The sequence below is a fragment of the Streptomyces sp. NPDC033174 genome (genome assembly GCF_055577795.1).
This window is the reverse complement of record NZ_JBVIPQ010000001.1, coordinates 1,211,389-1,238,257: the sequence shown is the minus strand read 5'-3', so window position 1 is coordinate 1,238,257 and position 26,869 is coordinate 1,211,389. Positions and strand designations below refer to the sequence as shown.

General features: G+C 71.7%; 24 protein-coding genes and 2 tRNA genes. 14 read left to right on the top strand and 12 right to left on the bottom strand.

Translation table 11 applies throughout. The features are described from left to right. Positions 1-78 precede the first annotated feature (78 nt). Both ACZ5VC_RS05590 and ACZ5VC_RS05585 read left to right on the top strand, forming a co-directional pair. Positions 79-807: a YidC/Oxa1 family membrane protein insertase gene (locus ACZ5VC_RS05590; protein WP_469118775.1), complete on the top strand. Its 729-nt coding sequence runs from the start codon at positions 79-81 to the stop codon at positions 805-807. 117 nt (positions 808-924) lie between these two features. Beyond that, complete coding sequence (locus ACZ5VC_RS05585; protein ID WP_469118949.1) at positions 925-1,782, top strand: fumarylacetoacetate hydrolase family protein; 858 nt, start codon at positions 925-927, stop codon at positions 1,780-1,782. A 129-nt stretch (positions 1,783-1,911) separates the two neighbouring features. Here ACZ5VC_RS05585 and ACZ5VC_RS05580 read toward each other — a convergent pair whose 3' ends face one another. Continuing rightward, on the bottom strand, positions 1,912-2,388 hold the full coding sequence (locus tag ACZ5VC_RS05580) for a heme-degrading domain-containing protein (protein ID WP_469118774.1): 477 nt from the start codon (positions 2,386-2,388) through the stop codon (positions 1,912-1,914). Further along, positions 2,385-3,464, bottom strand: a complete 1,080-nt coding sequence (locus ACZ5VC_RS05575) for a Gfo/Idh/MocA family protein (protein WP_469118773.1) — start codon at positions 3,462-3,464, stop codon at positions 2,385-2,387. Before ACZ5VC_RS05575 ends, ACZ5VC_RS05580 begins: the two co-directional genes overlap by 4 nt. Before the next feature lie 56 nt (positions 3,465-3,520). Between ACZ5VC_RS05575 and ACZ5VC_RS05570 the strand changes: the two genes are divergently transcribed. The 5 genes from ACZ5VC_RS05570 (at position 3,521) to ACZ5VC_RS05550 (ending at position 8,375) form a co-directional block, all read left to right on the top strand. Then, the gene (locus ACZ5VC_RS05570; RefSeq protein WP_469118772.1) at positions 3,521-4,876 is read left to right on the top strand and encodes an ROK family transcriptional regulator; all 1,356 of its coding nucleotides are present in this window, start codon (positions 3,521-3,523) and stop codon (positions 4,874-4,876) included. Between the two features lie 112 nt (positions 4,877-4,988). Further along, positions 4,989-5,909, top strand: a complete 921-nt coding sequence (locus ACZ5VC_RS05565) for a hypothetical protein (protein WP_469118771.1) — start codon at positions 4,989-4,991, stop codon at positions 5,907-5,909. Between the two features lie 138 nt (positions 5,910-6,047). Then, complete coding sequence (locus ACZ5VC_RS05560; RefSeq protein WP_469118770.1) at positions 6,048-6,827, top strand: HAD-IIA family hydrolase; 780 nt, start codon at positions 6,048-6,050, stop codon at positions 6,825-6,827. 134 nt (positions 6,828-6,961) lie between these two features. Then, positions 6,962-7,690 carry a hypothetical protein gene (locus tag ACZ5VC_RS05555; RefSeq protein ID WP_469118769.1) on the top strand — a complete coding sequence of 243 codons (729 nt, stop codon included), beginning with the start codon at positions 6,962-6,964 and terminating at the stop codon, positions 7,688-7,690. A 1-nt stretch (position 7,691) separates the two neighbouring features. Further along, the gene (locus ACZ5VC_RS05550; RefSeq protein WP_469118768.1) at positions 7,692-8,375 is read left to right on the top strand and encodes a class F sortase; all 684 of its coding nucleotides are present in this window, start codon (positions 7,692-7,694) and stop codon (positions 8,373-8,375) included. 65 nt (positions 8,376-8,440) lie between these two features. Here the strand turns inward: ACZ5VC_RS05550 and ACZ5VC_RS05545 are convergent. Continuing rightward, a tRNA-Lys gene (locus ACZ5VC_RS05545) sits at positions 8,441-8,514 on the bottom strand. Positions 8,515-8,698: 184 nt separating this feature from the next. On the opposite strand from ACZ5VC_RS05545, the gene ACZ5VC_RS05540 reads away from it, so the two are divergent. Then, positions 8,699-10,093, top strand: coding sequence for a peptidoglycan-binding protein (locus ACZ5VC_RS05540; protein ID WP_469118767.1), 1,395 nt, complete (start codon positions 8,699-8,701; stop codon positions 10,091-10,093). Between the two features lie 361 nt (positions 10,094-10,454). Here the strand turns inward: ACZ5VC_RS05540 and ACZ5VC_RS05535 are convergent, their stop codons facing one another. Continuing rightward, positions 10,455-10,820: a hypothetical protein gene (locus tag ACZ5VC_RS05535; RefSeq protein ID WP_469118766.1), complete on the bottom strand. Its 366-nt coding sequence runs from the start codon at positions 10,818-10,820 to the stop codon at positions 10,455-10,457. Between the two features lie 505 nt (positions 10,821-11,325). Here ACZ5VC_RS05535 and ACZ5VC_RS05530 point away from each other — a divergent pair. The 3 genes from ACZ5VC_RS05530 to ACZ5VC_RS05520 all read left to right on the top strand — a co-directional run bounded on the left by ACZ5VC_RS05530 (position 11,326) and on the right by ACZ5VC_RS05520 (position 15,364). Beyond that, complete coding sequence (locus tag ACZ5VC_RS05530) at positions 11,326-12,942, top strand: SPFH domain-containing protein (RefSeq protein WP_469118765.1); 1,617 nt, start codon at positions 11,326-11,328, stop codon at positions 12,940-12,942. Between the two features lie 144 nt (positions 12,943-13,086). Next, positions 13,087-13,677 carry a lytic polysaccharide monooxygenase auxiliary activity family 9 protein gene (locus tag ACZ5VC_RS05525; protein WP_468710759.1) on the top strand — a complete coding sequence of 197 codons (591 nt, stop codon included), beginning with the start codon at positions 13,087-13,089 and terminating at the stop codon, positions 13,675-13,677. Between the two features lie 25 nt (positions 13,678-13,702). Then, the gene (locus ACZ5VC_RS05520) at positions 13,703-15,364 is read left to right on the top strand and encodes an AMP-binding protein (RefSeq protein ID WP_469118764.1); all 1,662 of its coding nucleotides are present in this window, start codon (positions 13,703-13,705) and stop codon (positions 15,362-15,364) included. A 55-nt stretch (positions 15,365-15,419) separates the two neighbouring features. Here ACZ5VC_RS05520 and ACZ5VC_RS05515 read toward each other — a convergent pair whose 3' ends face one another. From ACZ5VC_RS05515 to ehuB, 7 genes are all read right to left on the bottom strand, one after another. Next, positions 15,420-15,776 (bottom strand): DUF805 domain-containing protein, encoded by a 357-nt coding sequence (locus ACZ5VC_RS05515; RefSeq protein ID WP_469118763.1) that lies wholly within the window; start codon positions 15,774-15,776, stop codon positions 15,420-15,422. A gap of 232 nt (positions 15,777-16,008) precedes the next feature. Next, positions 16,009-16,082: transfer RNA gene (locus ACZ5VC_RS05510), tRNA-Lys, on the bottom strand. Positions 16,083-16,177: 95 nt separating this feature from the next. Continuing rightward, positions 16,178-16,936, bottom strand: a complete 759-nt coding sequence (locus tag ACZ5VC_RS05505) for an IclR family transcriptional regulator (protein ID WP_469118762.1) — start codon at positions 16,934-16,936, stop codon at positions 16,178-16,180. A 167-nt stretch (positions 16,937-17,103) separates the two neighbouring features. After that, positions 17,104-17,856 (bottom strand): ectoine/hydroxyectoine ABC transporter ATP-binding protein EhuA, encoded by a 753-nt coding sequence (gene ehuA, locus ACZ5VC_RS05500; protein WP_469118761.1) that lies wholly within the window; start codon positions 17,854-17,856, stop codon positions 17,104-17,106. Continuing rightward, positions 17,846-18,496: an ectoine/hydroxyectoine ABC transporter permease subunit EhuD gene (gene ehuD, locus ACZ5VC_RS05495; RefSeq protein WP_469118760.1), complete on the bottom strand. Its 651-nt coding sequence runs from the start codon at positions 18,494-18,496 to the stop codon at positions 17,846-17,848. Before ehuD ends, ehuA begins: the two co-directional genes overlap by 11 nt. Beyond that, the gene (gene ehuC, locus ACZ5VC_RS05490; protein ID WP_469118759.1) at positions 18,493-19,152 is read right to left on the bottom strand and encodes an ectoine/hydroxyectoine ABC transporter permease subunit EhuC; all 660 of its coding nucleotides are present in this window, start codon (positions 19,150-19,152) and stop codon (positions 18,493-18,495) included. The genes ehuD and ehuC overlap by 4 nt, the downstream gene beginning before the upstream one ends. Further along, the gene (ehuB, locus tag ACZ5VC_RS05485) at positions 19,149-20,024 is read right to left on the bottom strand and encodes an ectoine/hydroxyectoine ABC transporter substrate-binding protein EhuB (protein ID WP_469118758.1); all 876 of its coding nucleotides are present in this window, start codon (positions 20,022-20,024) and stop codon (positions 19,149-19,151) included. The genes ehuC and ehuB overlap by 4 nt, the downstream gene beginning before the upstream one ends. 106 nt (positions 20,025-20,130) lie before the next feature. On the opposite strand from ehuB, the gene ACZ5VC_RS05480 reads away from it, so the two are divergent. Together ACZ5VC_RS05480 and ACZ5VC_RS05475 are read left to right on the top strand one after the other, a co-directional pair. Beyond that, positions 20,131-21,204: an LLM class flavin-dependent oxidoreductase gene (locus tag ACZ5VC_RS05480; RefSeq protein ID WP_469118757.1), complete on the top strand. Its 1,074-nt coding sequence runs from the start codon at positions 20,131-20,133 to the stop codon at positions 21,202-21,204. A gap of 222 nt (positions 21,205-21,426) precedes the next feature. Further along, on the top strand, positions 21,427-23,115 hold the full coding sequence (locus ACZ5VC_RS05475; RefSeq protein WP_469118756.1) for a glycosyl hydrolase family 18 protein: 1,689 nt from the start codon (positions 21,427-21,429) through the stop codon (positions 23,113-23,115). Between the two features lie 196 nt (positions 23,116-23,311). Here ACZ5VC_RS05475 and ACZ5VC_RS05470 read toward each other — a convergent pair whose 3' ends face one another. Further along, positions 23,312-25,243 carry a putative bifunctional diguanylate cyclase/phosphodiesterase gene (locus ACZ5VC_RS05470; RefSeq protein ID WP_469118755.1) on the bottom strand — a complete coding sequence of 644 codons (1,932 nt, stop codon included), beginning with the start codon at positions 25,241-25,243 and terminating at the stop codon, positions 23,312-23,314. Between the two features lie 344 nt (positions 25,244-25,587). Here ACZ5VC_RS05470 and ACZ5VC_RS05465 point away from each other — a divergent pair, with 344 nt between their 5' ends. Next, positions 25,588-26,832: a M6 family metalloprotease domain-containing protein gene (locus ACZ5VC_RS05465; RefSeq protein ID WP_469118948.1), complete on the top strand. Its 1,245-nt coding sequence runs from the start codon at positions 25,588-25,590 to the stop codon at positions 26,830-26,832. The last annotated feature ends 37 nt before the right edge of the window (positions 26,833-26,869 follow it).

Here is a 26,869-nt window from a genome sequence, read left to right as displayed (position 1 = left end):
CGTCACGCCGATCCGTACGTCACTACCGCGCGTCCTCGTACGCGCCCCCGGCACGACGAGACCCCCGGAGGGCTCCCCATGTCCGTTTTCGCCACCCTGGTCGAGCAGCTCGCCGACCTGCTTCAGCCGTTGTTCCACACCGGCGCCACCGCCGCCGCGATCGTTCTCTTCACCCTGCTCGTACGGCTCGCGGTCCACCCGCTCTCGCGCGCCGCGGCCCGGGGCCAGAAGGCCCGTACCCGGCTCGCCCCGCGAATGGCAGAGCTGCGCGCGAAGCACGGCAAGAACCCCGAGCGCCTGCAGAAGGCGGTGCTGGAGCTGCACGCCAAGGAGAAGGTGTCGCCTCTGGCCGGCTGCCTGCCGAGCCTGCTCCAGATGCCCGCGTTCTTCCTGATGTACCACCTGTTCTCCAGCGGCAGGATGGCCGGCCACACGCTCCTCTCCGCCCCCCTGGGCGGACACTGGACCGGCGCCCTCGGCGACGGCGGGGTCTTCGGGGCGGCCGGGCTCGTCTACCTGGCTCTGTTCGGCATCGTCGCCGCCGTCGCCACGTACACCTACCTGCGTACGAAGCGGCAGATGGCGAGCGCGCCCCCGGCCACGCCCAGCGACATGCCCGGGGCCGGGGTCATGGGCGCCATGACAAAGGTCATGCCGCTGCTTTCCTTCGCCACCCTGATCACCGTGGCCGTGGTCCCGCTCGCCGCCGGGCTCTACATCGTCACCAGTACGACCTGGACGGCCGTCGAGCGGGCCTTTCTCTACCGTGACGCGCCGGCCGCCGGGGTGCTTGCTACTGCCGCGTAACGGTCCAGGTTGTGAACGGGGTCTTGCGGAGTGGTCTCGCGTCTTGGAGGATCTTCCAACCCTCCGATGGCCGCAACCCGTCGCGGGGTGCCTCATCTCGACGACTCGGAGAAGACCATGAAGCTGCTGCGCGTAGGTACCGCAGGGGCGGAGCGACCCGCGCTGCTCGACCAGGACGGGACCCTCAGGGATCTGTCCGCCGTGGTCGACGACATCGACGGAGGGCTGCTCGCGGACGCGTCCGCGCTGGACCGCGTCCGGGCCGCGCTGGGCGCCAGTGTGCTGCCGGAACTGGACGCCACCGGCCTGCGGATCGGTCCGCCGGTCGGCCGGATCGGCAAGGTCGTGTGCATCGGGCTGAACTACCACGACCACGCCGCCGAGACCGGGGCGCCGACGCCCGCCGAGCCGGTCGTCTTCTTCAAGGCCGCGGACACGGTCGTCGGCCCGAACGACACCGTGCTCGTGCCGCGCCGCAGCGTGAAGACCGACTGGGAGGTCGAGCTCGCGATCGTCATCGGGCGCACCGCCCGCTATCTGGAGTCCGACGAGCAGGCGCTCGCGCACGTGGCCGGGTACGCGGTCTCGCACGACGTCTCCGAGCGCGAGTGGCAGATCGAGCGCGGCGGCACCTGGGACAAGGGCAAGAACTGCGAGACCTTCAATCCGCTCGGCCCCTGGCTGGTCACGGCGGACGAGATCCCCGACCCGCAGGCGCTCTCGCTCAAGCTCTGGGTCAATGGCGAACTCAAGCAGGACGGCTCGACCGCGAACCAGATCTTCCCGGTCGCCGAGGTGGTCCGGTACGTCAGCCAGTTCATGACGCTGTACCCGGGCGACATCATCAACACCGGTACGCCGGCGGGTGTCGCCATGGGGCAGCCGGAGCCCAAGCCGTTCCTGAGGGCAGGCGACGTGGTCGAGCTCGAGGTCGAGGGCCTCGGACGCCAGCGCCAGGAGCTCAAGGACGCGTAGCCCGGGCGGTGGCTGGGGAAGGCGTACCCGGGGCGGGCTGCAAGGCGACGACCGCGGGGACGCCTGCGGGCGGGCCACCTGGCGACGGCTGCGGCTGCGATTCAGCGGGTGCGGTTCAGGGGGAGCGGTTCAGCGGGGGCCCGCGAACCGCTCCAGCGCTTCCACCACCAGAGCGTGGTCCTCCAGCTGCGGCAGCCCCGAGACCGTGACCGTGCCGACGACGCCCACGCCCTCGACCGCGATCGGGAACGCGCCGCTGTGCGCGGCGTACCGGTCGGGGTCGAGGCGCGAGTCGCTCTCGAACGTCTTGCCCTTCGCGCGGAAGCGGCTGCCGACGAGGTACGAGCTCTCGCCGTACCGTTCGACGACCCGGCGCTTGCGGTCGATCCAGGCGTCGTTGTCCGCGCTGGAGCCCGGCAGCGCGCAGTGGAAGAGCTGCTGTGCGCCGCGGCGGATGTCGATCGCCACCGGCGCGGAGCGCAGCCGCGCCATCTCGACGAGCAGGGAACCCAGAGCCCAGGCGTCCTCGTATGTGAACCGGCGCAGTGTCAGCCGGGCCTCCTGCGCTTCCAGTTCTGGGATGTCCGGCGTCTCGGCGGCGGTCACAGCGTCACCGTGATTCCCTCGCGGGCGGACCGCCGGGCCGCCTCCAGTACGTCCAGGGCCGCGGCCGCCTCCAGGGCGGTGACCGGGTTCTCGCCCGTCCCGCGCAGGGCGGCGGCGATCCGCTCGTAGAACGCCGGGTAGTCGCCCGGCGCGGTCTCCACCGGCGTGCCGCCGCCGGTCAGCGGTGACTCCCCGGCGCCGATCGTGCCCCACATCGAGGCGGGCTCCACGCCCCACGGCTCGTCCGGGGCGGGGCGCAGCCCCTCGCGCAGGGCGGCCTCCTGGGGGTCGAGGCCGTACTTCACGAATCCGGCGCTCGATCCCAGGACCCGGAAGCGGGGGCCGAGCTGGGCCGTGGTGGCGCTGACATGGAGGTGCGAGCGCACACCGCCGGCGTGCGTGATCGCGATGAAGGTGTCGTCGTCGGTCTCGGCGCCGGGCCGGCGTGCGTCCGACTCGGCGTACACCCGCACCGCCGGCCCGAAGAGCACCAGGGCCTGGTCGACGACATGGCTGCCGAGGTCGTACAGCAGGCCGCCGATCTCCTCCGGGGCGCCCGACTCGCGCCAGCCGCCCTTGAGCTGCGGCCGCCACCGCTCGAAGCGGGACTCGAAGCGCTGCACCTCGCCGAGGTCACCGTCCGCGAGGATCTTGCGGAGCGTCAGGAAGTCGTTGTCCCAGCGGCGGTTCTGGAAGACGGAGAGGAGCAGCCCGCGCTCCTGCGCGAGGGCGGCCAGCTCACGTGCCTCGGCGGCGGTACCGGCCAGCGGCTTGTCCACGACGACCGGGAGGCCGGCCGTCAGGGCGGCGGTCGCGACGGGGACGTGTGTCTTGTTGGGGGAGGCGATCACGACGAGGTCGAGTGTGTCGGCGCGCTCCCACAGCTCTTCCGGAGAGGCCGCGAAGCGCACGTCCGGGAACTCCTGGCGGGCCTGCTCCCGCCGCTCCTCGCTGCCGGTGGTGATCGTGTCGAGGGTCAGGCCCTCGGTGCCGGCGATCAGCGGAGCGTGGAAGACGGAGCCCGCGAGGCCGTAGCCGACGAGTGCGACGCGGAGGGGGGAGCCGGTGCCAGTCATGCCCTCCACTTAAGCAACGCTGTTGCCAAAGTGCAAGCGCACGCGACAATGGGGTGGTGAACAGCCAGCCTTCTCCCACGGGGTTCAATCTGCCGGCCCTGCGCAGCCACAACGCCGCGCTCGTCCTCGACCTGCTGCGCACGGCCGGCGACACCGGCATCAGCAGGCTGGAACTCGCCGCGCGCACCGCTCTCACCCCACAGGCCGTCAGCAAGATCACCGCCCGGCTGCGGGCAGAGGGCTTCGCGCAGGAGGCGGGCCGCCGCGCGTCGACGGGCGGCAAGCCCGCGACCGTCCTGCGTCTCGTCCCGGGCGCCGCCCATGCCGTGGGCCTGCACTTGGACCGCGACGAACTGACGGCGGTACTGGTGGACCTGGCCGGCGCGCCGGCCGCCTCCCGGGTGCTGCCGCTGGACCTGGGCGCAGGCGCGGAGGCGGTCGTGGAAGCGGCGGCGACGGAGGTGGAGGCGCTGATCGCCGGGTTTGGCGGCCGGAGTACGGGGAGCCGCGGCGGTCACGGCGGCCGGGGTGCCAGGAGCCGGGGTGAGGACGGCCCGGGTGAGGACGGCCGGGGCGAGGACGGCTCGGGTGAGGACGGCCGGGCTGTAGACGGGAAGGGTGTAGACGGGAAGGGTGCAGACAGCCCGGGTGCAGACAGCCCGGGCGCAGACGGCCGGAGTGTGGATGGCCGGGGAGGGGGCGGCCGGGGTGCGCGCGGTCCGGGCGAGGGGGGCCGGGCCGGTGGGGGAGGCATCCTCGGAGTCGGGCTCGCCATGCCGGGGCCGCTCGACCACGCCACCGGCGTCCCGCACCGCGTCACCGGCTTCCCGCAGTGGGACGGCTTCCCGTTGCGCGACACCCTGGCCCGGCGGCTCGGGCTGCCCGTCGTCCTCGACAAGGACACCAACGCCGCCGCCCTCGGCCTCGCCCTCGGCCGCGGCGTCGAATCCTTCGCGTACGTCCATCTCGGTACGGGGCTCGGCGCCGGGCTCGTCCTCGGCGGCGCGCTGCACCGCGGCGCGCGGACCGGGGCGGGGGAGTTCGGGCACCAGACGATCCAGCTCGACGGGCCCCTCTGCGGCTGCGGCGGGCGGGGTTGTCTGGAGGCCCTCTGCCTCGCGGCCGTCGCCCGGGGCGACCTCGCGGAGGCGGCCAGGATCCTCGGGACCGGGGCCGCGAACCTCGTGGGGCTCCTCGACATCGACCGCGTCCTCCTCGGAGGGCGGGCCGTGGCGGGGGCGCCGGACGCGTTCGTACGGGGAGTGGCCGGCGTCCTCGCCGAACGCGCCCGCCGGGCCGGCGACCCGCGGCCGGTCCCGGTGGCCCTCGCCGGGGGCGGCACCGATCCGGTAGCGGAGGGCGCGGCGCAGCTGATCCTCCGTCCTCTCTTCGCCGGCCCGAAAATAGGCTGATGGAGGGGACTTCGGCTCCGTCCGGCGGTAGGAGGGGTCCCTCTCGCGGCGGGGGGCGGCCGGCCGTGGCAGGTTCGGGCCTACGACCGCTCGCGAGCAGCAAAGGCCCGTCATGCGACTGCGCACTGCCCTCGCCATCGGCGTCGCCGCGGCGACCGTGGGGACGGCGGTGGTCCTCAACGGCTTGTCCCCGGCCGCCGCCCACCCGGCCACCGCCCAGACTCCCCTCGCCCGCCCGGTCGCCGACCGCCCGGCCGCCGCCCAGACTCCCCTCGCCCGCCCGGTCGCCGACCGCCCCACTGCCCGTACAGCCCGTACAGCCCGTTCTGCCGTTCGCCCCACGCTCGCCGCTCCCCCCGGCGTCCCTCAGCGCGCGCCCGGCGTCGCCCGGCCGCCCACCTGCGGTGAGGTGGACGACACCGCCTTTCCCATCGGGACACGGCTGCGGGGCGGGGCCGTCGAGTACCGGCCCGGTGAGGAGTACCGCACCTGGCACGTCGAGCTGAGGAACACCACGCGCGAGCCCTGCCGGGGGGTTCACCCCGTGGTGGCCCTCACCGACCGGGACCGGGTCCTCAAGCCCGCGCAGATCCGGATGGAGTTCTACGACGGCCAGGCCCGCCGCTGGCGGCCCGTCGCCTTCGAAGCGACTGAGGAGGACGAGAACGTCGGCGTCTTCGACGACGGCTTCCCCGGCTTCGCCCTGGCCCCCGGAAAGACCCTCGCCGTGCCTGTGCGTCTTGCCTTCACCCCGGACGCCGCGCCGAACGAGGTGGCCGTCACCGCGGCGGTCGTGCAGCGCAGGGGCGACGACGGCGACTGGATCGGTGAGTCCGACGAGTACCGGTTCACTCTCGCCCCGCCCACCTCACGTGTCCCGTCCAGCCCGCGGTCGCCCCAGCCGGTACCACCCCCGGAGATGGCCAGGACGGGCCCCAGGCCGGTGGAGACGACGATTCCGGCCACCGGCGCGGCGCTCCTGGTGGGCACCGGCACGGTGTTGGTCGTCGTGGCCCGCCGCCGCAGGCGCTGACCCCCTGTCAGCCCGCCAAAGGTACGTACACCGCCCTGGGGTCAAGATCCAGACATCCTGACTACCCTGGGGGCGTCGCCACAGCGCTGTCGCGGCGTCCCCAGCACGCATGTACCTGTACGGCAGGAGTCCCGCCCCATGGCAGAGCGCAAGCCGATCGAATCCTGGCTCACCGACATGGACGGTGTCCTCATCCACGAGGGCGTACCGATCCCCGGCGCCGACTCCTTCATCAAGAAGCTCCGGGAGACCGGGAAGCCCTTCCTGGTGCTCACCAACAACTCCATCTACACGGCCCGCGACCTGCACGCGCGTCTCGCCCGCATGGGGCTCGACGTCCCCGTGGAGAACATCTGGACGTCGGCGCTGGCGACCGCGCGGTTCCTGGACGACCAGCGCCCCGGCGGCACGGCGTACGTCATCGGCGAGGCCGGGCTCACCACGGCCCTGCACGACATCGGCTATGTCCTCACCGACCACGACCCGGACTACGTGGTCCTCGGCGAGACCCGTACGTACAGCTTCGAGGCCCTCACCAAGGCGATCCGGCTGATCAACGCCGGCGCCCGGTTCATCTGCACCAACCCCGACGAGACCGGCCCCTCCGCCGAGGGCCCGCTCCCGGCCACCGGGTCGGTCGCCGCGCTGATCACCAAGGCCACCGGCAAGGCCCCGTACTTCGCGGGCAAGCCGAACCCGCTGATGATGCGCACCGGCCTGAACGCCATCGGCGCGCACTCCGAGACCAGCGCGATGATCGGCGACCGGATGGACACCGACGTGCTGGCGGGTCTGGAGGCCGGGATGGAGACCTTCCTGGTCCTGACGGGTCTGACGACACCGGCCGAGGTGGACCGGTACCCGTACCGGCCCTCCAAGATCGTCGAATCGATCGCGGATCTGGTCGACCGCGTCTGAGGAAACGCCCGACCGGCCGCCTTGCGGATGCGGAACGCGGGGAACGGGGGGAACCTGCCCTTGGGAGGTTCACGATGAGTCCAGGCCCGTTCGCTCTCCGTTCCCGTGCTCTCCGCTCCTCTGCCCTTCGGTCCGTGGGGGCGGCCGCCGTACTGATGCTCGCGTCGGCCGCCCCGGCGTACGCCCACGACGGTGTGAAGGTCACGGTCACCCCGGCGCCGCTCACGGCCGGCGCCGATGTGGACGTCCGTGTCCAGGGCTGTACGGGCACCACCGGGGCGGTGAAGTCCCCGGCTTTCGTGGCCGACGTGGAACTCTCCGGGCGCGACGGCAAGGGTCGTCCGTTGTTCGGGGACACCTCCATCAGGTCCACCGTCAGAGCGGGCACGTACCCGGTGAGTGTCACCTGCGACGGACACGACCACGCGGACGCCGGGTCCCTCAGGATCGGAGTCGCGCAAAGGGGTTCCCAACCGGATCAGGACCGCCGGCAGGACCCGGAGCGGCCGGACCCTGAGCCGCAAGACCATCAGCAGTCCCCGCGGCAGGACCATGAGCGGCCGGAGCATCAGTCCCCGCGGCAGGACCCGGATCTTGACACGGACCTGGGCCCGGACCTGGGCCCGGAGCCGGACCGCGAGCAGGCCGAGCGGCCGCAGGCGGTCCACACCCCCGTCGCCCCGGTGCGCGCCGGCGGCGGGGGGACGGCCGCTCTGGCCGCCGACGCCCCTCCCGCGCCTCCCCATGGGGAAGGGCAGGGCCCCGGCACTCCGCACACCGTGATCGGCCTGATCCTCGCCGCCGTGGCGGCCGTGCTCGTCGCCGTGCGCGGTGTGCGCCGCCGCCGCAGCGGCACCGACTGACATGCCGTCCGGCGAACGCTCGGCCGGCACCGAGCGGCTGTTCACCGGGGTGGCCTGGGCAGTTCTCCTGCTCGGTCTGTGGCTGTGGGGCAAGGAGGCGACGGGCGGCTCGGGCGGCAGCTCCGCACCGACCACGGGTGACGTCGCGGCCGTCGGCAGGCCGCTCGGCGTCGCCCTGCCTCCGGCCCACGAACCGCTGGCCCCCTCGAAGCCGTACCGGGTGGACATCCCGTCGATAGGGGTCAGCGCCCCCGTGATCCCGCGCGGCCTCGACGCCCGGGGAGCGATCGACCCGCCGCCGTTCGAGACGCCGCAGACGGTGGGCTGGTTCGACGCGGGTACGCAGCCGGGGGCGACCGGCGCCGCGCTCCTCGTCGGGCATGTCGACACCCGGACGCGGCCCGCCGTCTTCTACGGGCTCAGCGCGGCCCGCCCCGGAGAGAAGGTCGAGGTGACGCGGGCGGACGGAACGGTCGCCGAGTTCACCATCGACGACGTGCAGGTCGTCAGCAAGGACCGGTTCGACCCGAAGAAGGTCTACGGCCACCGGCAGGCGCACCGCGCGGAGCTGCGGCTGATCACATGTGGCGGCACCTTCGACCGGGAGGCGGGCGCGTACACCGCGAACGTGGTGGTCTCCGCGTATCTCACCGGCGTGGCCGGCGCCCGGACCGAGAGCGCGTAGCCGGCGCATCCCCCGCCGCACGACCGAGGCCCCCTCACCGATGGTGAGGGGGCCTCGACTCTGCGTGCGCCGCCAGGGACTCGAACCCCGGACCCGCTGATTAAGAGTCAGCTGCTCTAACCAACTGAGCTAGCGGCGCCTGCTGACCTGGAGAACTTTACCCGATGCTCCGGGGTGGTTCCGACCAATACCCGTCCGCTTCGGCCTGTCGGATAGTCGCTTTTTACCTTCAATCAGTCAAAATGCCATACGTCTGGACAGTTGAGACGGTGGCGCCCGTGTGGAAGCGCCAAGAGATCGTGACGAGTGCGGAGGGGAAACGCATGAGCGTGCCGGTCTTCGAGGAGTACGAGCCCACCGCCGACTGCGCCTGCCCCGGATGCGCCAGGGAGCGCCGGGATCTCGCGCTCGGACTGCCCGTGCGAGCCGGCGGCCACCCGGCGGCGCACGGTGCCCGCCGCGCGCTCGTGCTGGTCACGGCCGCGGGCGTGGTACTCGGCGGGGGAGGGGCGCAGTGCGCGAGCGCCGTGGCGCGGCCGGCCGGACCGTTCGCGCCGGCCGGACCCGAGCGGGCCGTCATGCCCGAGGCGGCCGACCCGGAACCCGACACGCCACAGGGCGGCACCGGCCCCCTGCACGGCCGGCCCTCGGCCGGACCCCAGGACATCCCCGCCCCCGCCGTCACGTCGACGGCCAGTCGGATCGACACGCCCACACAGTCGCTGAGGCAGACCACCCGCGCCACCATCATCACCCGCGCCAAGCGCTGGATCGACGCGAAAGTGCCGTACTCGATGTCGAAGTACTGGTCGGACGGGTACCGCCAGGACTGCTCCGGATTCGTCTCCATGGCGTGGAACCTGCGCGGCAACGAGTGGACGGGGACCCTCGCGCGGTATGGGACGAAGCTGAGCCGTGCGGATCTGGAGCCCGGCGACATCCTGCTCTTCCACAACCCCGCCAACCCGAGCAAGGGATCGCACGTCACGATCTTCGGCGGCTGGGCCGACTACACGCACACCTACTACATCGCCTACGAGCAGGCACCGCCGCGCGCCCGTAAGCAGCCCACGCCGATGGCGTACTGGAGCAACTCCGCCCGCTACACCGCCTACCGCTACAACGGCCTCGTCGGCGGCGCCGGCGCGGGCGGCAGCGGGCCGGAGACGACCGCGTTCCCCGGCGCCGGCTTCTTCGGGCCCGGAGCCGCCAACGCCCATGTGGCCCGTCTCGGCCAGATGCTCGTCGAGCGCGGCGGCAAGCGTTTCTACAAGGAGGGCCCGGGGCCCCGTTGGGGAGGGGCGGACCGGCTGGCCACCCAGGCGTTCCAGAAGGCGCAGGGCTGGAGCGGCGCGGAAGCGGACGGGCTGCCGGGGCCGCAGACCTGGCGCCTCCTGGTGAACAAGCTGGGCAAGGGCATCCCGGCCGCGGCGTCCGGCTCACCCGGATCCCCGCCCGCCACGGGCCCCCAGACCTCCGCGCCCGCCTACCCCGGCCGCGGTTACTTCCGCCCCGGCCGCTCCAGCCCGCATGTCGAGAAGCTCGGCCGCCAGCTGGTGAAGCGTGGCTTCGGGAAGTACTACCTGGCCGGTCCTGGCCCGCGCTGGAGCGAGGCGGACCGGCGCAATGTCGAGGCGTTCCAGAGGGCGCAGGGATGGCGCGGCGGCGCGGCCGACGGCTATCCCGGCCCCGAGACCTGGCGCCGGCTGTTCCGCTGACCTTGATCGAGTGAGAGCGTGAGGTGGGAGCCATGAGCATGGCGACGTCGGAGCCGGACACCCCGGGACCGTCGGACACCGGGGTGCGGCGCATCCCGGTGATCGGATCCGAGACGACCGGGACGATCCCTGTCCATCTGCTGTTCCGGGACGAGGGAAGGTCGGCCTCCGGCATGTCCGGGCCGACCATGCTGTCGGCGTCCGCGCCCCGGTCCTCCCGGCCGGCGGACAAGGACGACGAAGACGACGGCGGCCCGGCGACGGAGCCAATGCCGCCCCTGGACCCGACGGAGGACGACGCGCCGGCGGCTGGGGCGGCCCCGTTCGTACGGGCAGCCGCCGCGTCGGACCCGTCGGGCGGCTACGCGAAGCCGGTGCGGGAAGCCCACGTCGTCCGCGTGGCAGGCCCGGCGGATCCGCCGAGCTCGGCGAGGACGGTCGATCGGGGCCGGTACGCGGGAGCGAGGCCGACCGGGTCGGGCCCGTACGCCGGGCGGGGGAGGACCGTTCGGGCGGCGACGGCGATCGGCTGGGGCACGTACGCCGGGCCGGGGGGTGCTGCCCTCGGGTCGAGGGCGATCGGGGCGCCGGAACTGTCGGGCGGGTGGCAGGTCGAGTTGGCGAGGTCGGCGAGGGCGAAGGCGTCGGGCCGGTGTGCCGGGTCTGAGGGTGCGGCTCGTGCGGCGAGGGCGGTCGGTCTGCCGGATCTGTCGGACGGGTGGAGCACGGCTCCCGAGGCGATGGCGCTGAGTGCGCCGGATCCGTCGGGCGAGCGTCCGGTGGAGTCGCCGGGTCCGGTGAGGGCCGAGGCGCCGGGCGGCTATGTCGGGTCGGCTGTGGCCTCCGTGGCGACGGCGGTTGGCACGCCGGATCCGTCGGGCGGGTGGAGCACTGCCCCCGTGGCGACGGCGGTTGGAACGTGGGATCCGTCGGGCGAGCGTCCGGTGGAGTCGCCGGGTTCGGTGAGGGCCGAGGCGCCGGGCGGCTACGCCGGGTCGGCTGTGGCCTCCGTGGCGCCAGCGGTTGGCACGCCGGAACCGTCGGCCGGGTGGAGCACTGCCCCCGTAGCGCCCGCGGTTGGAACGCCGGATTTGTCGCCCGGGTGGAGCACTGCCCCCGAGGCGACGGCGGTCGGCACGCCGGAACCGCCGGCCGGGTGGAACGCCGCCCCCGAGGCGACGGCGGTTGGAACCTGGGAACCGTCGGCCTCGTACCCGGCGGACCCGCGCTCGGTGAGCATGGACGGTCGCGGCGGCGACGCGCCCCCGCCGTCGGCGGTCGGATCGTCCGAGGCGGCTCCCGAGCCGACGGAAGGCGCATCCGCCGAAGACTCCTGGGAGCCCCCGCTCGCCCCCGCCGCGTCGGGGGCCGCGGACGACGCGACGGTGACCGGTTCGGCCCGGCCCACGGAGCCCGCGCCCGAGGTGCGCTTCGTGACCGGGCTCGGCTCGGTCGGGGTCGCCCCCGGCGGGACCGGGGAAGAGTTCCCCCTCGACCCGCCCGCCCCGGCTCCCGACTCCTCGGGACGCGCCTCCGACGCAGAGGACGACGGATTCCCTCTCTCTCCGCCAGGGCCGGCGACCGGCGCCGCCCCCGCGGCGTCCCGGTACGAGACCGCGGAGGGCGCCGCTCTGGACGACTCGTTGCGCAAGGCGACGGACCACCGCCTGGCGCCTCCGCCGGGATCACCCGTGAACTCGGTGGATCCCCGGTCCGCGCTTCTGGCCGGTCCGCTCCCGCACGCGGCCGACCTTCAGCCGACGTCTCCCGCCGACCCGACCCCCTCCCCGCCCCCGCCCACCACCGATTCCCAGCCGATGCCCTCCGCTCCTGCCGCCAACGGACGCCCCGGCGGGGCCACCGCCGTACGACGGACCGGGGCGGCGGCCGGGCGGTCGCTTGGGGCCAGGTCACGGAACTCCGCACGGGCCGTGCCGATCGTCGAGCCGAGGCTCAGGGAGCGGCCCGGGCCGGTGTTGCCCGGGTGGACCGGGCTCGTGGCAGGGGCCGCCGCGCTCGGCGGGTGCGCGCTGGTGCTGTGGGGCGCCGGGGCGGTGCCCCAGGCGGTGACCCAGCGGCTCGGGCTGCCCTCCAATCCGTACCAGGGCGTCCACCTGGGCCAGTGGGTCCTGCTCGCGCTCGGCGTGATCATCGCCCTCTTCGCCCTGGGCGGCCTCGGGCGCGGCCGGGTCGGATACGCCTGGGTGCTCACGCTCTTCGGTGAGTACCGGGGGAGTGTGCGGCGGACCGGCCTGGTCTGGGTGAGCCCGCTTCTGCTGCGCCGTCGCGTCGACGTACGGCTGCGCCACTGGCGCAGCGAGCCGCTGCCCGCCGTCGACGCCAAGGGCACGGCGCTCCGGGTGGTCGTGCTGGTGGTGTGGCGGGTCCGCGACACGGTCCGCGCGGCGCTCAGCGTCGAGGACCACGAGGACTACCTGCGCGAGCAGGTGGAGGCGGCGATGGCGCGGGTGCTGTCGCAGCTGCCCGCCGACGCGTTCCACGAGGACGCTCCGACGCTGCGCGACGCGGAAGTCGTCGGCGAGGCGCTGACCCGGATGCTGTCGGCGGAGTGCGCACCCGTGGGCATCGAGGTGTTCTCGGCCCAGCCGACCGGGATCGAGTACGCGCCGGAGATCGCGGCCGCGATGCAGCGCCGCAGGATCGCGGCGATCGACGCCAAGCACCGGGACAGTGTGCTGACGTCCGTCGTGGACGCCGTCGACGACATGGTCCACCGGCTGACCACACGTGGTCTGGTCGAGTTGGACGACTACGAACGCAAGGGCCTGGTCAAGGACCTGACGGTGGCGTTCTACACGGGCCGCAGTGGTCCGGTCGAGGTCCCGTAATTGGTCTGGACCCGTTCCTCCGATTGTCTGGACACCGCCAACCCCCGCTCCTACATTGGAACTTGGTCTAGACCGGAATCAGCTCTACCGCACGCGTGCAGCACGGGTCACTGGAACTCCCCCACGTTCTCTGGAGCGGACAGCATGCGACACAAGATAGGTACGGCGGTGGTGGCCCTCGGCGTTGCCGGGGCCTCCCTCCTCGCCACCAGCAGCGCCAGCAGTCACGGGTACACCGACTCCCCGATCAGCCGCCAGAAGCTCTGCGCCAACGGCACGGTGACCAACTGCGGCAACATCCAATGGGAGCCGCAGTCGGTCGAGGGCCCCAAGGGCTTCCCGGCCGCCGGCCCCGCCGACGGCACGATCTGTTCCGGCGGCAACGGGCAGTTCGCCCAGCTCGACGACCCGCGCGGCGGCTCCTGGCCCGCCACCAGGGTGTCGTCCGGCCAGAGCTACACCTTCCGCTGGCAGTTCACCGCACGGCACCGCACCACCGACTTCAAGTACTACATCACCAAGAACGGCTGGAACCCGAGCCAGAAGCTGACCCGGGCGGCCCTTGAGTCACAGCCGTTCCTCACCGTCCCCTACAACAGCCAGCAGCCGCCCGCCACGCTGTCGCACTCCGGCACGATCCCCGGCGGGAAGTCCGGCAAGCACCTGATCCTGGCCGTCTGGACGATCGCCGACACGGCGAACGCGTTCTACGCCTGCTCGGACGTTCAGTTCTGACGGACAGTCAGCTAGCCTCCGCCCCATGCGGAGCGCGGACACCGTGGCGGAGCTCGTACAGCGGCAATGGGGCGACCACAGGGCGGGGTTGAGGAGCCACGACCTCGCGCTGAGTCATCACCAGGTCGCCGCGGGCGCCGCCGCGCGGGCCGCGCTGCTCGTGGAGCTGCTGCCCCGGGGCGCAGAGCCGCACCTCGGGGTACTGCTCGACAACACACCCGAGTTCCCGCTGTGGCTGAGCGCGGCGGCCCTCTCCGGGGCCGCCGTCGCCGGCATCAACCCCACCCGCCGCGGCGCCGAACTCGCGCGCGACATCCTGCACACCGACTGCCGTGTCCTCGTCACCGAGCGCGCGCACCTTCCCCTGCTCGACGGTCTCGAACTGCCGGGCGTGCGGGTGCTGGTGACCGACACGGAGGCGTACGCGCGGCTGCTCGCCCCGTACGAGGGCGCGAAGCCGGGTGAGGCGGTGGTGGGACCGGTCGGGCCCGGCAGCCGGATGCTGCTCTACTTCACCTCCGGGTCCACCGGCGCGCCCAAGGCGGCGATCTGCAGCCAGGGCAGGCTGGCCGCGGCGGGCCGGTCGCTGGTCGCGCACTTCGGCGTGCGCCCCGACGACGTGCACTACATCTGCATGCCGATGTTCCACGGGAACGCGGTCATCGCCGACTGGGCGCCCGCGCTGGCCGCCGGCGCCTCGGTGGCCCTGCGCCGCCGCTTCTCGGCATCCCGTTTCCTGCCCGACGTGCGCGAGTTCGGAGCGACCTACTTCACCTACGTCGGCCGGGCGGTGCAGTACCTGCTGGCCACCCCGGAGGATCCCGGCGACCGCCAGCACCCGCTGCGGCTCGGCTTCGGCACGGAGGCGGGCGCCGTGGACGCCGCCCGCTTCGAGGCGCGCTTCGGCGTACGGCTGGTGGAGGGCTACGGCTCCTCGGAGGGCGGCGCGGCCGTCCAGCGGACCCCCGGCACCCCGGTGCGGGCGATCGGCCGGGCGGCCCCCGGCGACGATCTGGCGGTGGTGGACCCGGAGACCGGCGAGGAACGGCCGCCGGCCGAACTGGACGGCGCGGGGCGGCTGCTGAACGGCGACGAGGCGATCGGCGAACTCGTCAACCGCGGCCGCAGCCCCTTCGAGGGCTACTGGCGCAACCCCGAGGCGGACGCGGCCCGGGTGCGTGCCGGCTGGTACTGGACCGGGGACCTCTTCTTCCGCGACGCGGAGGGTTTTCTCTACTTCGCCGGACGTACGGACGACCGGCTGCGGGTCGACAGCGAGAACCTGGCGGCCGCGATGATCGAAGGCATCCTGACCCGCTGGGACGCGGCCGCCGCCGTCGCCGTCTACGCGGTGCCCGATCCGGTCGCGGGCGACCAGGTCATGGCCGCGATCGCGCTGCGCGAGGGCGCGTCCTTCACCCCGGAGTCGTTCGCGGCCTTCCTGGGCGAGCAGCGCGACCTCGGCACCAAGATGGCCCCGCGCTTCATACGTCTGGTCCCCGCGATGCCGGTGACGGCGACGAACAAGGTCCACCGGGTCGCGCTCCGGCGCGAGGGTTTCCGCTGCGACGACACCGTCTGGTGGTCACCCGACGGCGGGCCCTACCGCCGCCTGACGGCCGGGGACCGCGCGGCGCTCGAAGCCGAGTACGCGGCGAGCGGCAGGGCGGATCTGCTCGGCCGGTGAACGACGGAAGCCCGGGCGGACCGCTGACGGCCTGCCCGGGCTCCCGTGCGAACGACTAGTAGGCGCCGACCTGCTTGGGGTTCGGGCCGTACTGGTTCTGGCCCGGCTTGCTGTCCGAGGCGAGGAAGACGATCAGGATGATGAAGCCGACGAGCGGGATCAGGCCGATCAGGAACCACCAGCCGGAGCGGTCGGTGTCGTGCAGACGGCGGACGAGAACGCCCAGGCTCGGCAGGAACACGGCGACCGTGTAGATCAGCTGGAGCACCTGGCCGGTGCCGAGCATCCTGTCGAGGACGAGCAGGACGATGCTGATCACCGAGCTGATCAGCGTGAACATCCAGTACTCCTGGCGGCGCGCGCGACCGCTGAACACCGCGTACTTCTTGAGTACGTCTACGTACCAGTTCATGGGATTCCCCCCGATGGACGGTGTGTGGACCCGTCCAGATGGATCGAGCCAGGGGGAGAACGTATGGGCTTGTAATGATCAGGTCAACGGATTTGAGGTCACCGTTCGGTGAACCCTGCCCGGCGAACTCCGTGCTGGTCGTCGGGCTGCCGCTGCTCCGCCTCGCCGCCCTCTCCCACCTGCGGGCACAACGAAAAGGCCCCCCGCGTCCGCGAGGGGCTTCTTCCGTCTGTGCGCCGCCAGGGACTCGAACCCCGGACCCGCTGATTAAGAGTCAGCTGCTCTAACCAACTGAGCTAGCGGCGCCTGCTGACAGCGTTAATACTACCTGCTGTCCGGGGGTGCTCCTGACCACCCCCGCGCAGGTCCCGCAGTGGCCCGGCGCGGCGCCCGCCCGGCGGCTAGATCGCCAGGGAGAGCACCACCGGAGCCGCCCGCCGGTTCAGCGCGTCCGCCGCCGAGCGGAGCCGGTGGGCGTGCTCGATGGGGAGGGACAGGGCCAGGCATCCGACCGCGGACCCGGCCGTCAGCGGCACCGCCGCGCAGACCGTCCCCACCGCGTACTCCTGGAGATCGAGCACCGGGACGGTCGGCGGCTGGCTGTCCAGCTTGGAGAAGAGCACCTTCTCGTTGGTGATCGTCCGCGAGGTCAGGCGGGCGATCTTGTGACGCGAGAGGTGGTCCCGGCGGCCGTTCTGGTCGAGCTGGGTCAGCAGACACTTGCCGACCGCGCTGGCGTGCGCGGCCGAGCGGAAGTCGACCCACTCGTTGACCTTGGGCGTGCGCGGGCCGTCCGCGACCTGGGTGATCTTCACCTCGCCGTCGATGTACCGGCTGATGTAGACGGCGGCGCCCACCGTGTCCCGCAGCTCCGTGAGGGTCTCCTGGAGCTTGCTCTCCAGGGCCTCGCGGCGCGTGGCGCCGGAACCGAGCAGGACGAGGGAGTCACCGATCACATAGGCGCCGTCGGCGACCTGCTCCACGTACCCCTCGCGACGCAGCATGAGCAGCATCGAGGAGAGATGGGCGACCGGAAGACCGGTCTCGCGGGCGATCTGGGCGTCGGTCACTCCGCCGCCGTGCCTTGAGACCGTCTCGAGGACGCGAAGGGCGTACTGCACCGAATGGAACGGCGCGGTGGGCTCGGGCTTCAGCGCCACGGTTTCCCCCTAGCAGGTTGTGACCGCAAGCTTCCGTACCACGATAGCCGCCAAGGGCCGTTTCGGGGGCGGCTGTTGGCGAGATTGATGCGGCGCCCCAGCGCCATACGCTGGGGCGCGCGACGATGGCATATGCCAGAGTCACAACTGACCGATAGAAGGAGAGGTCAGAGCACCGCACCGAGGAACTCGCGGGTACGTTCCCGCGCCGGGTCTCCGAAGATTTTTTCCGGAGAACCGGACTCGATCACCTTCCCGGAGTCGAACATCAGCACCTCGTCCGAGATGTCACGGGCGAATCCCATCTCGTGCGTGACGCAGAGCATGGTGATGTCCGTGGAGCGGGCGATGTCGCGGAGAAGATCGAGCACGCCGGCCACCAGCTCCGGGTCGAGTGCCGAGGTGACCTCGTCGAGCAGGAGCACCTTGGGCTCCATCGCCAGGGCCCGGGCGATCGCGACCCGCTGCTGCTGTCCGCCGGACAGTTGCGCGGGCTTGGCCTCGCACTTGTCGGCCAGCCCGACCAGATCGAGCAGCTCGCGCCCGCGCTGCTCGGCCTCGTCGCGGCTCCGGCCGAGCGCCCGTACCGGCGCCTCGGTGATGTTCCGCAGAACAGACATATGGGGAAAGAGATTGAAGTGCTGGAAGACCATTCCGATCTTCTTGCGCGTCTCACGGCGGTGTTTCTCGTCGGCCGGATAGAGCTGCCCGCCGTTCACCCGGATCGTGCCCGCGTCGGGCTTTTCCAGGGTCATCAGCAGCCGCAGGATCGTCGTCTTTCCGGAACCGGAAGGTCCGATCAGCGTGACATGCCGCCCGGGATTCACCGAGAAACACAGATCGTCGAGGACGGTGTTCTCCCCGAAACGCTTGGTGACGTTCTCGAATCGGATCAGGTCGTGGGTCGGGTCAGCGGACAAGGCGGCGCTCCAGGGTTCGGACGAGCAGAGAAGCCGGGTAGGCGATCAGGACGAATGCGATACCGACGACCGTGAGCGGCTCGGTGTACTGGAAGGTGGCGGCGGACTCCAGCCGGGACTGCTGGAGCATTTCCAGCACGCTGATCCCGGCGAGCAGCGGCGTGTCCTTCAGCATGGCGATCACGTAGTTGCCGAGCGCGGGCGCGATCCGGCGCAGGGCCTGCGGCAGGATCACCCCGAGCCAGGTGCGGTGCAGGGGCAGGCTCAGTGCCCGTGCGGCCTCCCACTGCCCGACAGGTACGGCGTCGATGCCGGCGCGGTAGACCTGCGCGGTGTAGGTCGAGTAGTGCAGGCCGATGGCGAGGGTGCCGGTCGTCAGCGCGGAGAACTGCACGCCCCACTCCGGCAGGACGAAGAAGAGGAAGAAGAGCTGCACCAGCAGGGGGGTGGTGCGGATGAACTCGGTGGCGACATGAATCGGCCACCGCACGAACCGGGACGGAGCCCGGAAGCCGAGCGCCCAGACCAGCCCGAGCGTGAACGAGATGAGCGAGCCGAGCACCAGGACCTGAAGCGTGACCTGGACGCCGTCCCAGAAACGTGGCATGAAGTCCGCCACCGCGGACCAGTCCCAGTTCACTTCGCCACCACCCCCAGGTTGGCCTTGGTCTTCCGTTCGAGGGCCTTCATCGAGCGTGTGAGGACGAACGCGATCACGAAGTAGATCACCAGGGTCACCGTGTAGATACCGGCGCTCTCCTGGGTGGCGAGCCGCACCAGATAGGCGGCGAAGGACACATCGCCGACGCCGAGCAGCGACACCAGCGCCGTGCCCTTGAGCAGCTCGACCAGCAGGTTGCAGAAGGGCGGGATCATCTCGGGCACGGCCTGCGGCAGCAGGACCAGCCGCATCCGCTGCCAGGGCGTGAAGCTGAGCGCGACACCCGCCTCCCGCTGGGCCTGGGGTACGGACTTCAGGGCGCCGCGGACGACCTCGGCGCCGTACGCCCCGTACGACAGGCCGAGCGCGAGGATCGCCGCCCACATCGGGACGAGCTGCCAGCCCAGGAGCGGCGGCACGACGAAGAACAGCCAGAACATCAGGATCAGCGCGGAGGTGCCGCGGAAGATCTCGGTGTAGAGGCCCGCGGCGAAGCGGACGGCGCGCGAGCTGTGAGTGCGGGCGATGCCGACCGTGAAGGCGACGAGCGCGGCGAGGGCGGCGCTGCCGACGAGCAGCTGGAGGGTGATCCAGATGCCGGGGAGGATCCAGTTCTGCCAGAGTCCGGCGGTCATCGGCACAGCTCCTCGGCGGTGAGCGTGGTCATCTCTGCCTGGGTGAAGCCGAACCTGCGCAGGATCCGGAAGAGTTCGCCGCTCTTCTTCATCCGGTGGATCTCGGCGTTGAAGGCGTCGCGGAGGGCGGTGTCGGTCGGGCGGAAGGCGAAGCCGCCGCCGTCGATCTTCTTCTTCCCGTCGACGACGGCGGCGAAGGGCTCGGTGGCCTCGGCCCGGCTGCTCTTGCGCACCACCTCGCGGGTGGTGAGCGCGGTCCCGGCGAAGACGTCGACCCGGCCGGTCTCGACCGCGTTCAGGCCGGCGACCTGGTCCTGGAGGATGACGATGTCCTTCTCGGGGTATCCGGCGGCCATGGCGTACTCGATCTCCGCGTATCCGCTGCCGGTGGCGAACCTCGCCCCGCTGCGGACCACGTCCTCGTACGAGCGCAGGTTCTTCGGGTTGCCCTTGCGGACGATGAAGGAGTCGAGCATCTGGTACTCGGGATCGGAGAAGATCACCTGCTCGCAGCGCTGCTTGTTGATGTACATCCCGGCCGACACGACGTCGAACTGCTGGGAGTTCAGGCCGGGTATCAGTGAGGCGAAGTCGGTGGCCACCGGCTGGACACGGGTGATGCCGAGTCTCTGGAAGACGACCTTGGCCAGTTCCGGCGCCTCCCCGGTGAAGGCACCCTGGGCGTCGACATATCCGTAGGGGACCTCCCCGGCTATGCCCAGGCGCACCGTGCGCTGCGATCTGAGCCGGTCGAGCGCGTCACCGGAGGCGACCCGGGAACATCCGGCCGCGCCGATCGCGGCGGCCGTGCCGAGGAGCAGCGTGCGGCGCTGGAGGTGGTGCGTCGTTCTCGTACGAGCTGTTCGAGCCATGGGCGCGCGGCTACCCGGGGGTCGGCGGACCATGCCAGGAATAAACGGAGACACCCTCCTGTTGTCGGACGTTGTACGTACTTCATGCGCAGGAAGGTCTTCACCGGTGAGCGACGCGATTCGAGGCACGGCGAACGGCACCGCACCCGTTCCCCTGTCCGTACTGGACCTGGTCACCGTCGGCAGCGGACGGACCGCCACCCAGGCGCTGGCCACCAGCGTCGAGATCGCCCGGCTCGCCGAGCGGCGCGGCTTTCACCGTCACTGGGTCGCCGAGCACCACTCCATGCCGGGCGTCGCCTCCTCCTCGCCGGCCGTGATCCTGGCGCACCTGGCCGCCCACACCGAGCGCATCCGGCTCGGCTCGGGCGGGGTGATGCTGCCCAACCACGCCCCGCTGGTGATCGCCGAGCAGTTCGGCACGCTCGAGGCGCTCGCCCCGGGCCGGATCGACCTGGGCCTGGGCCGCGCGCCCGGGACGGACGGCGCGACGGCTGCCGCGCTGCGCCGCACGGACCGTCCGCACGAAGGCGCCGACGACTTTCCCGAGCAGCTCGCGGAGCTGACCCGGTTCCTGGACGACGACTTCCCGGACGGGCATCCGTACGCCCGGATCCACGCGGTGCCCGGGCCGGTCCAGGGGCCGTCGGGCCGTCCGCCGATCTGGCTGCTGGGCTCGTCCGGCTTCAGCGCCCGGCTGGCCGGTGTCCTCGGTCTGCCCTTCGCCTTCGCGCACCACTTCTCGGCGCAGAACACCGTTCCGGCGCTCGACCTTTACCGGGACTCCTTCCGGCCCTCGGCCGTACTGGACGCGCCGTACGCACTGATCGGCGTCTCGGCGCTTGCGTCGGACGACGAGAAGGAGGCCCGTCGGCAGGTGATGACCGGCGCCCTGTCGATGATCCGGCTGCGGACGGGCCGGCCGGGTCTGGTGCCGACACCGGAGGAGACCGAGGCGTACGCCTTCACCTCCCTGGAGCGGGAGTTCGTGGACGGCTGGCTGAAGAACATCGTGCACGGCACGGCGGACGCGGTCCGCGCCGGCCTGGACGAGCTGCAGAAGCGGACGGGCGCGGACGAGCTGATGATCACGGCGAACGCACACGGCTCCGAGGCCCGTGTACGTTCCTACGAACTCATCGCCGACGCCTATGACTTGCCCGGAGTGGTCCAGTCCTGAATTGCCCCGCACAAGATCCCTAAGGGAGCCTTAAACCGCTCGTCACCGATGGTGGCGGGCGGTTCTTTTGTGTGCCTCGGTGCCTCCGCACCTCTCTGACAAGGGCTTTCTTGCGCAAATTGGTCTAGTCCTCATTTTGGTTCAGACCATTGACCGGGTGTTCGTCCGACGGCTATCACTTCTCCAACTCCTGTACCGCGCATCCCCCTTCGGAGGCCGCTCGTGCACCGCCGCAGACCCCTCACCGCCGCGCTCGCCACCACGGCACTCGCCGCCGGCGCGCTGGCCGCCTTCGCCGGCATCGGCCCCGCCCAGGCGGCCGCCACCGCATCCACGTCCGGGGGCGTCAAGATCGCCTACTACGACCAGTGGAGCGTGTACGGCAACGCCTTCTACCCCAAGCACCTCGACACCCGGGGCATCGCGGGCAAGCTGGACGTCATCAACTACTCGTTCGGCAACATCCACCCCACGGACCTGACCTGCTTCGAGGCGAACAAGGCGGCCGGCGACGACAACAACCCCAACGCCGGTGACGGCGCGGGTGACTCGTACGCCGACTACCAGAAGTCCTTCTCGGCGGCGGACAGCGTCGACGGCGTCGCCGACAAGTGGGACCAGCCGATCGTGGGTGTCTTCAACCAGTTCAAGGAGCTGAAGGCGAAGTACCCCAAGCTGAAGATCAACATCTCGCTGGGCGGCTGGACCTACTCCAAGTACTTCTCCGACGCGGCGAAGACGGACGCGAGCCGCAAGAAGTTCGTCGCCTCCTGCGTCAAGCAGTACATCGCCGGCGACCTGCCGGTCGAGGGCGGCTACGGCGGCGCGGGCAGCGCGGCGGGGATCTTCGACGGCATCGACATCGACTGGGAGTACCCGGGGTCGAGCGGCGGCCACCTCGGCAACCACTACGCGCCCGAGGACAAGCAGAACTTCACCCTGCTCCTCGCCGAGTTCCGCAAGCAGCTCGACGCGTACGGAACCGCCAACGGCGGCAAGAAGTACCTGCTGACGGCGGCCCTCCCGGCCGGCCAGGACAAGATCAAGTACATCGAGACGGACAAGATCGGCGCGTACCTCGACTACGCGAACATCATGACGTACGACATGCACGGCGCCTGGGACGGTGACGGGCCGACGTACCACCAGTCGCCGCTCTACTCGGGCGCGAACGACCCGACCGACCCGATCGCTCCCGGCACCGAGAAGTACTCCATCGACAACGCGATCGACGCGTGGATCGACGGCAAGCCGGCGTACGGCATCGCGGGCGGCTTCCCGGCCAACAAGCTGACCCTCGGGTACGAGTTCTACTACCGCGGCTGGAAGGGCGTCCCGGCCGGCACGAAGAACGGCCTGGCCCAGCCCGCCACCGGCGCGTCGGCGGTCCGCCCGGTCAGCCAGCAGGCGGGCATCGCGCACTACAAGGAGCTCGGCGGCATCGTCGACAACACGGCCACCACCTTCTGGGACGACGACGCCAAGGCGTCCTACTTCTACAAGGACGGCGAGTTCTTCACCGGTCTCGACAAGCGCGCCATCCAGGCCCGGGCGGACTATGCCCACCAGCGCGGTCTGGCGGGCGCGATGATGTACTCGCTGCTCGGTCTGGATGCCAACACGACGCTGCTCAACGACATCGTGACGGCGGTCGGCTCCTCCCCGACGGACCCGACCACCCCGCCCACGACCCCGCCGACCACTCCGCCCACCACGCCTCCGACGACACCCCCGACCACTCCTCCGACGACGGGCTGCACGGCCCCGGCGTACGTGGCCGGCACGGTCTACAACAACGGCAACCAGGTTTCCCACAAGGGCCACACCTGGAAGGCCAAGTGGTGGACCCAGAACGAGGAGCCCGGGACGACCGGCGAATGGGGAGTCTGGCTGGACCTCGGCGCCTGCTGACGCGGCCGTGCGTGGAGCCCCTGTCCCACCCGTGACCGCCGCACGCGGGAACGCCCCCGCATGACCACTGCCCCCGCCCGGAATCACCTTCCGGCCGGGGGCAGTTCCATGCGATCGCCTTCGCCGCTGCCGCTGCCGCTGCCGCTGCCGCTGCCGCTGCCGCTGCCGCCGGCGCTCGGTGCCGTACGCCGTGCGGTCACACCGACAGCGGACAGACCCCGATCATGCCCGCGATCCGCTCCGGGGCGACCGCGCGTGAGTAGAGCCAGCCCTGGCCCGTGTCGCAGCCGATGCGGCGCAGCCGGGTCGCCTGGCCCGAGGTCTCGACGCACTCCGCCGTGACGGTCAGGCCCAGCCGGTGGGCCAGCTGCACCAGGGCCTCCACGATCAGCTCGTCCGCCGGGTTCGCGTGCGCCTCGTCCTGGAAACCGCGGACGAACGAGCCGTCGAGCTTGAGGACCGAGACCGGCAGACGGCTCAGATAGGCAAGGTTCGAGTAACCCGTGCCGAAGTCGTCGATGGCGATCTGGACGCCCATGTCGCTCAGCGCCTGGAGCGCCTGGAGCGGCCGGCCGGCCGAGCCCATCACCGCGGACTCGGTGAGCTCCAGCTGCAGCAGATGCGGCGCGAGGCCCGTCTCGGCCAGGATGCCGGCGACGTCCGCCACCAGGTCGGAGTCCCACACCTGGCGTACGGCCACGTTGACGCTCACGAAGATCGGCCGGTCGCCCGGGTGGTCCTGCTGCCACTGGCGGGCCTGGCGGCACGCCGTCCGCAGAACCCAGCGGCCGAGCTGGACGATCGACCCGTCCTCTTCAGCAATTCCGATGAACCGATTCGGCGCAAGCGTTCCGAACTGCGGGTGGTTCCACCGGACCAGCGCCTCGACGCCCCGTACCGAACCGTCCGCCATCCCCACCAGCGGCTGGTACTCCAGCGCGAACTCCCCACGCTCCACTGCCGGTCGCAGCGTGGAGGACAGCGCCTGCCGGGTCATGCGGTGTGCGTTGCGCTCGGGGTCGAAGAGTGTCCAGCGGGCCTTCCCGTCCGCCTTCGCCCAGTACAGCGTGGTGTCCGCGGCCTGCATCAGCCCCGTCGCGGTCGTCCCGCTCGCATCCCTTTCCACCACACCGATGGACGCCGACACCGACAGGCGCTGCCCGGCCAGGTCGAACGGCCGCTGGAGCGCGCAGAGCACTGACTGCGCGAGATCCGCGACCTGTTCCGTGCCCGTCGAGTCCTCGACGAGGATGGCGAATTCGTCGCCGCCCAGGCGCGCCACCAGATGGCCCCCGCCGCTGCGGGCGTATCCGTCGCTGTCGGCGCACTCGGCGAGCCGGGCGGCGACGGCGGCGAGCAGCCGGTCGCCCACGCGGTGGCCGAGGGTGTCGTTGACCGCCTTGAAGCCGTCGAGATCGAGATAGCACAGGCCGATCCGCCCTGTTCCGCCATGCCCGTACGACTGATGCGATGCGTCGGGCCGGGGCGGCTGCCCCGGGTCTCCCGACTGCGCTGCCAGGTCCGGCCGGCCGGGCCGGCGCGACTGGCAGTTCTCCAGCGCGGCCGTGAGGCGCTCGAAGAACAGCGTCCGGTTCGGCAGCCGGGTCACCGGGTCGTGCATCTGCAAGTGGCGCAGCCTGGCCTGGAGTTCGCGGCGGTCGCTGATGTCCGTGATCGACAGCAGCACCCGGCGGCTGTCCGGTACGGGCGCCACTGTGATCTCCGCCCACAGCGACCGCCCGTCGGGGTGCTTGAGCCGGCGCGTGCAGCGGAACCGGGAGCGCCGGCCCCGGAGCACTTCGCGGTACGCGTGCCAGGTCCGGCCGTCCGAGGCGAGGTCGACGAGGTCGGCGGCGGCCTGCTCGTGGAGCGAGGCGGGTTCGGTGCCCAGGAGCGTGGCGAGCGCGTCGTTCGCGGCGACCACGACTCCGTCCTGGTCGATCACGGCCATGGCGAGGTGCGCGGCGCGGAAGGCGGCGCCGTAGTCACGCAGTTCGGCGGCGCTGCGGCCCACCCTCTCCCGCACGGACGGTTCATGACGCTCCGTAACCGTCGGCAGGGTGGCGCCGGGGGGCGTTCCGGCCGCGGGAACGGCCGCGGGTCCCGGTCCTTCGAAGGTTCCGCTCACCACTCGCTCCCGCAGTGCAGTTGGGTCGTACGGATGTGGTCGGAATGGTCGGCCAAGGAAAGTGTGCCGATCATAGAGGCTGCCCCGGCGGCCATTCCAGCTCCATCGCGGCGGGGGAGCGGGGCGGACGGCCCGAAGGGCCATCCGAGGGAACCCGGCCGATCGTTTCTGCACGGGTGTGGCCCGGGCTCGGTACCAGGCTGACCGATTGTGACTTTCCGTGAGCTGTTGCTGTGCCACGTCGTGTCGCGTCCTCACCCGAGTGGGGCAGCGGAACAGGGCGTAACACCACAAACCATCACAAGGTGGGTGGCGAGCCCCGCATTCGGCAGCCGGAGGTCTACGTGGAGGGACAGCAGACACCCGAGGGAGTGGACCGACCGCGTCTGCGTGCGGGCGCGGCGGCCTTCACCTCCTTGATCGCGCTCGCCGCGACCGGCCTGGTCGCGGGCCCCGCGGAGGGCGCCGCGTCGGCGGGGCCCTGTGCCCTGCCGCGCACCCCGGCCCACCACTCGCTGGGTGTGGACACCTGGAACACGTCCTACGCCAAGCCCGCCCGGACCCTCAACGCGGTCATGATCTTCCTGTCCTTCCCGGACTCGACCCCGATGATCTCTCCCAAGGAGCTCGTCGCCGACTACTTCCCGGAGACCAGCCGCTTCTTCCTGCGCGCGTCCTACGGCCGGTTCGCCCTGCGCCCGCATCCGCGGGCGGAGTGGATCCGGATGCCGAAGGCCTCCACCGCCTACGACATACAGCGCGACTGGTCGCTGGAGCGGCGGACCACCTATCTCCGCGACGCCGTGGCGGCCGCCGACCCGAAGGTCGACTTCTCCCGCTACGACGTCGTGTACCTGGTCGCCGACCCCGACGCGCCCGGCGTCGACTCCGACGCCACGAAGGTCGTGAACCTCGACCGGCCGCTCAGCGCGGACGGTACGGATCTGCGGCGGGTCGTCACCGTCTTCGAGCGGCACCCCCCGGACCGCAATGTCCTCGCGCACGAGACCGGGCACGTCTTCGACCTGCCGGACCTCTACCACCGGCCGACGGACGGCAAGGGCGACTGGGACACCCACGTGGGGGACTGGGACGTCATGGGCAGCCAGTTCGGGCTCGCCCCGGATCTCTTCGGCTGGCACAAGTGGAAGCTGGGCTGGCTGGACCGGCGCCAGGTCCGCTGCGTCCAGAGGGCAGGCACCAGCATGTTCACCCTGGAGCCGCTGGCGGCCGCCCCCGCGCCCGGCGGCTCGGTCGGCACCAGGATGGCCGTGGTGCGGACCGGGGCGGGCAGCGCCCTGGCCATCGAGGCGCGCGGCTCGACCGGCAACGACGAGGAGACCTGCACCGAGGGCGTACTGATCTACCGCGTCCGCAACGAGACCGCGTCCGGCGAGGGGCCGATCCAGGTGGTCGACACGCATCCGAGGACCGAGGCCTGCTGGGACCGCTCGGTGTATCCGCCGCTCGCCGACGCGCCGCTGGCCGAGGGGGAGACGTTCACGGTGCCGGGGACCCGGACACGGGTGGAGGTGGCGGACCGGACGGCGACCGGGGCCTGGACCGTCAAGATCACGGTCCAGGACTGACCCGAGAGGGTCACCGGTCCGACCTCGAGATCGAGCG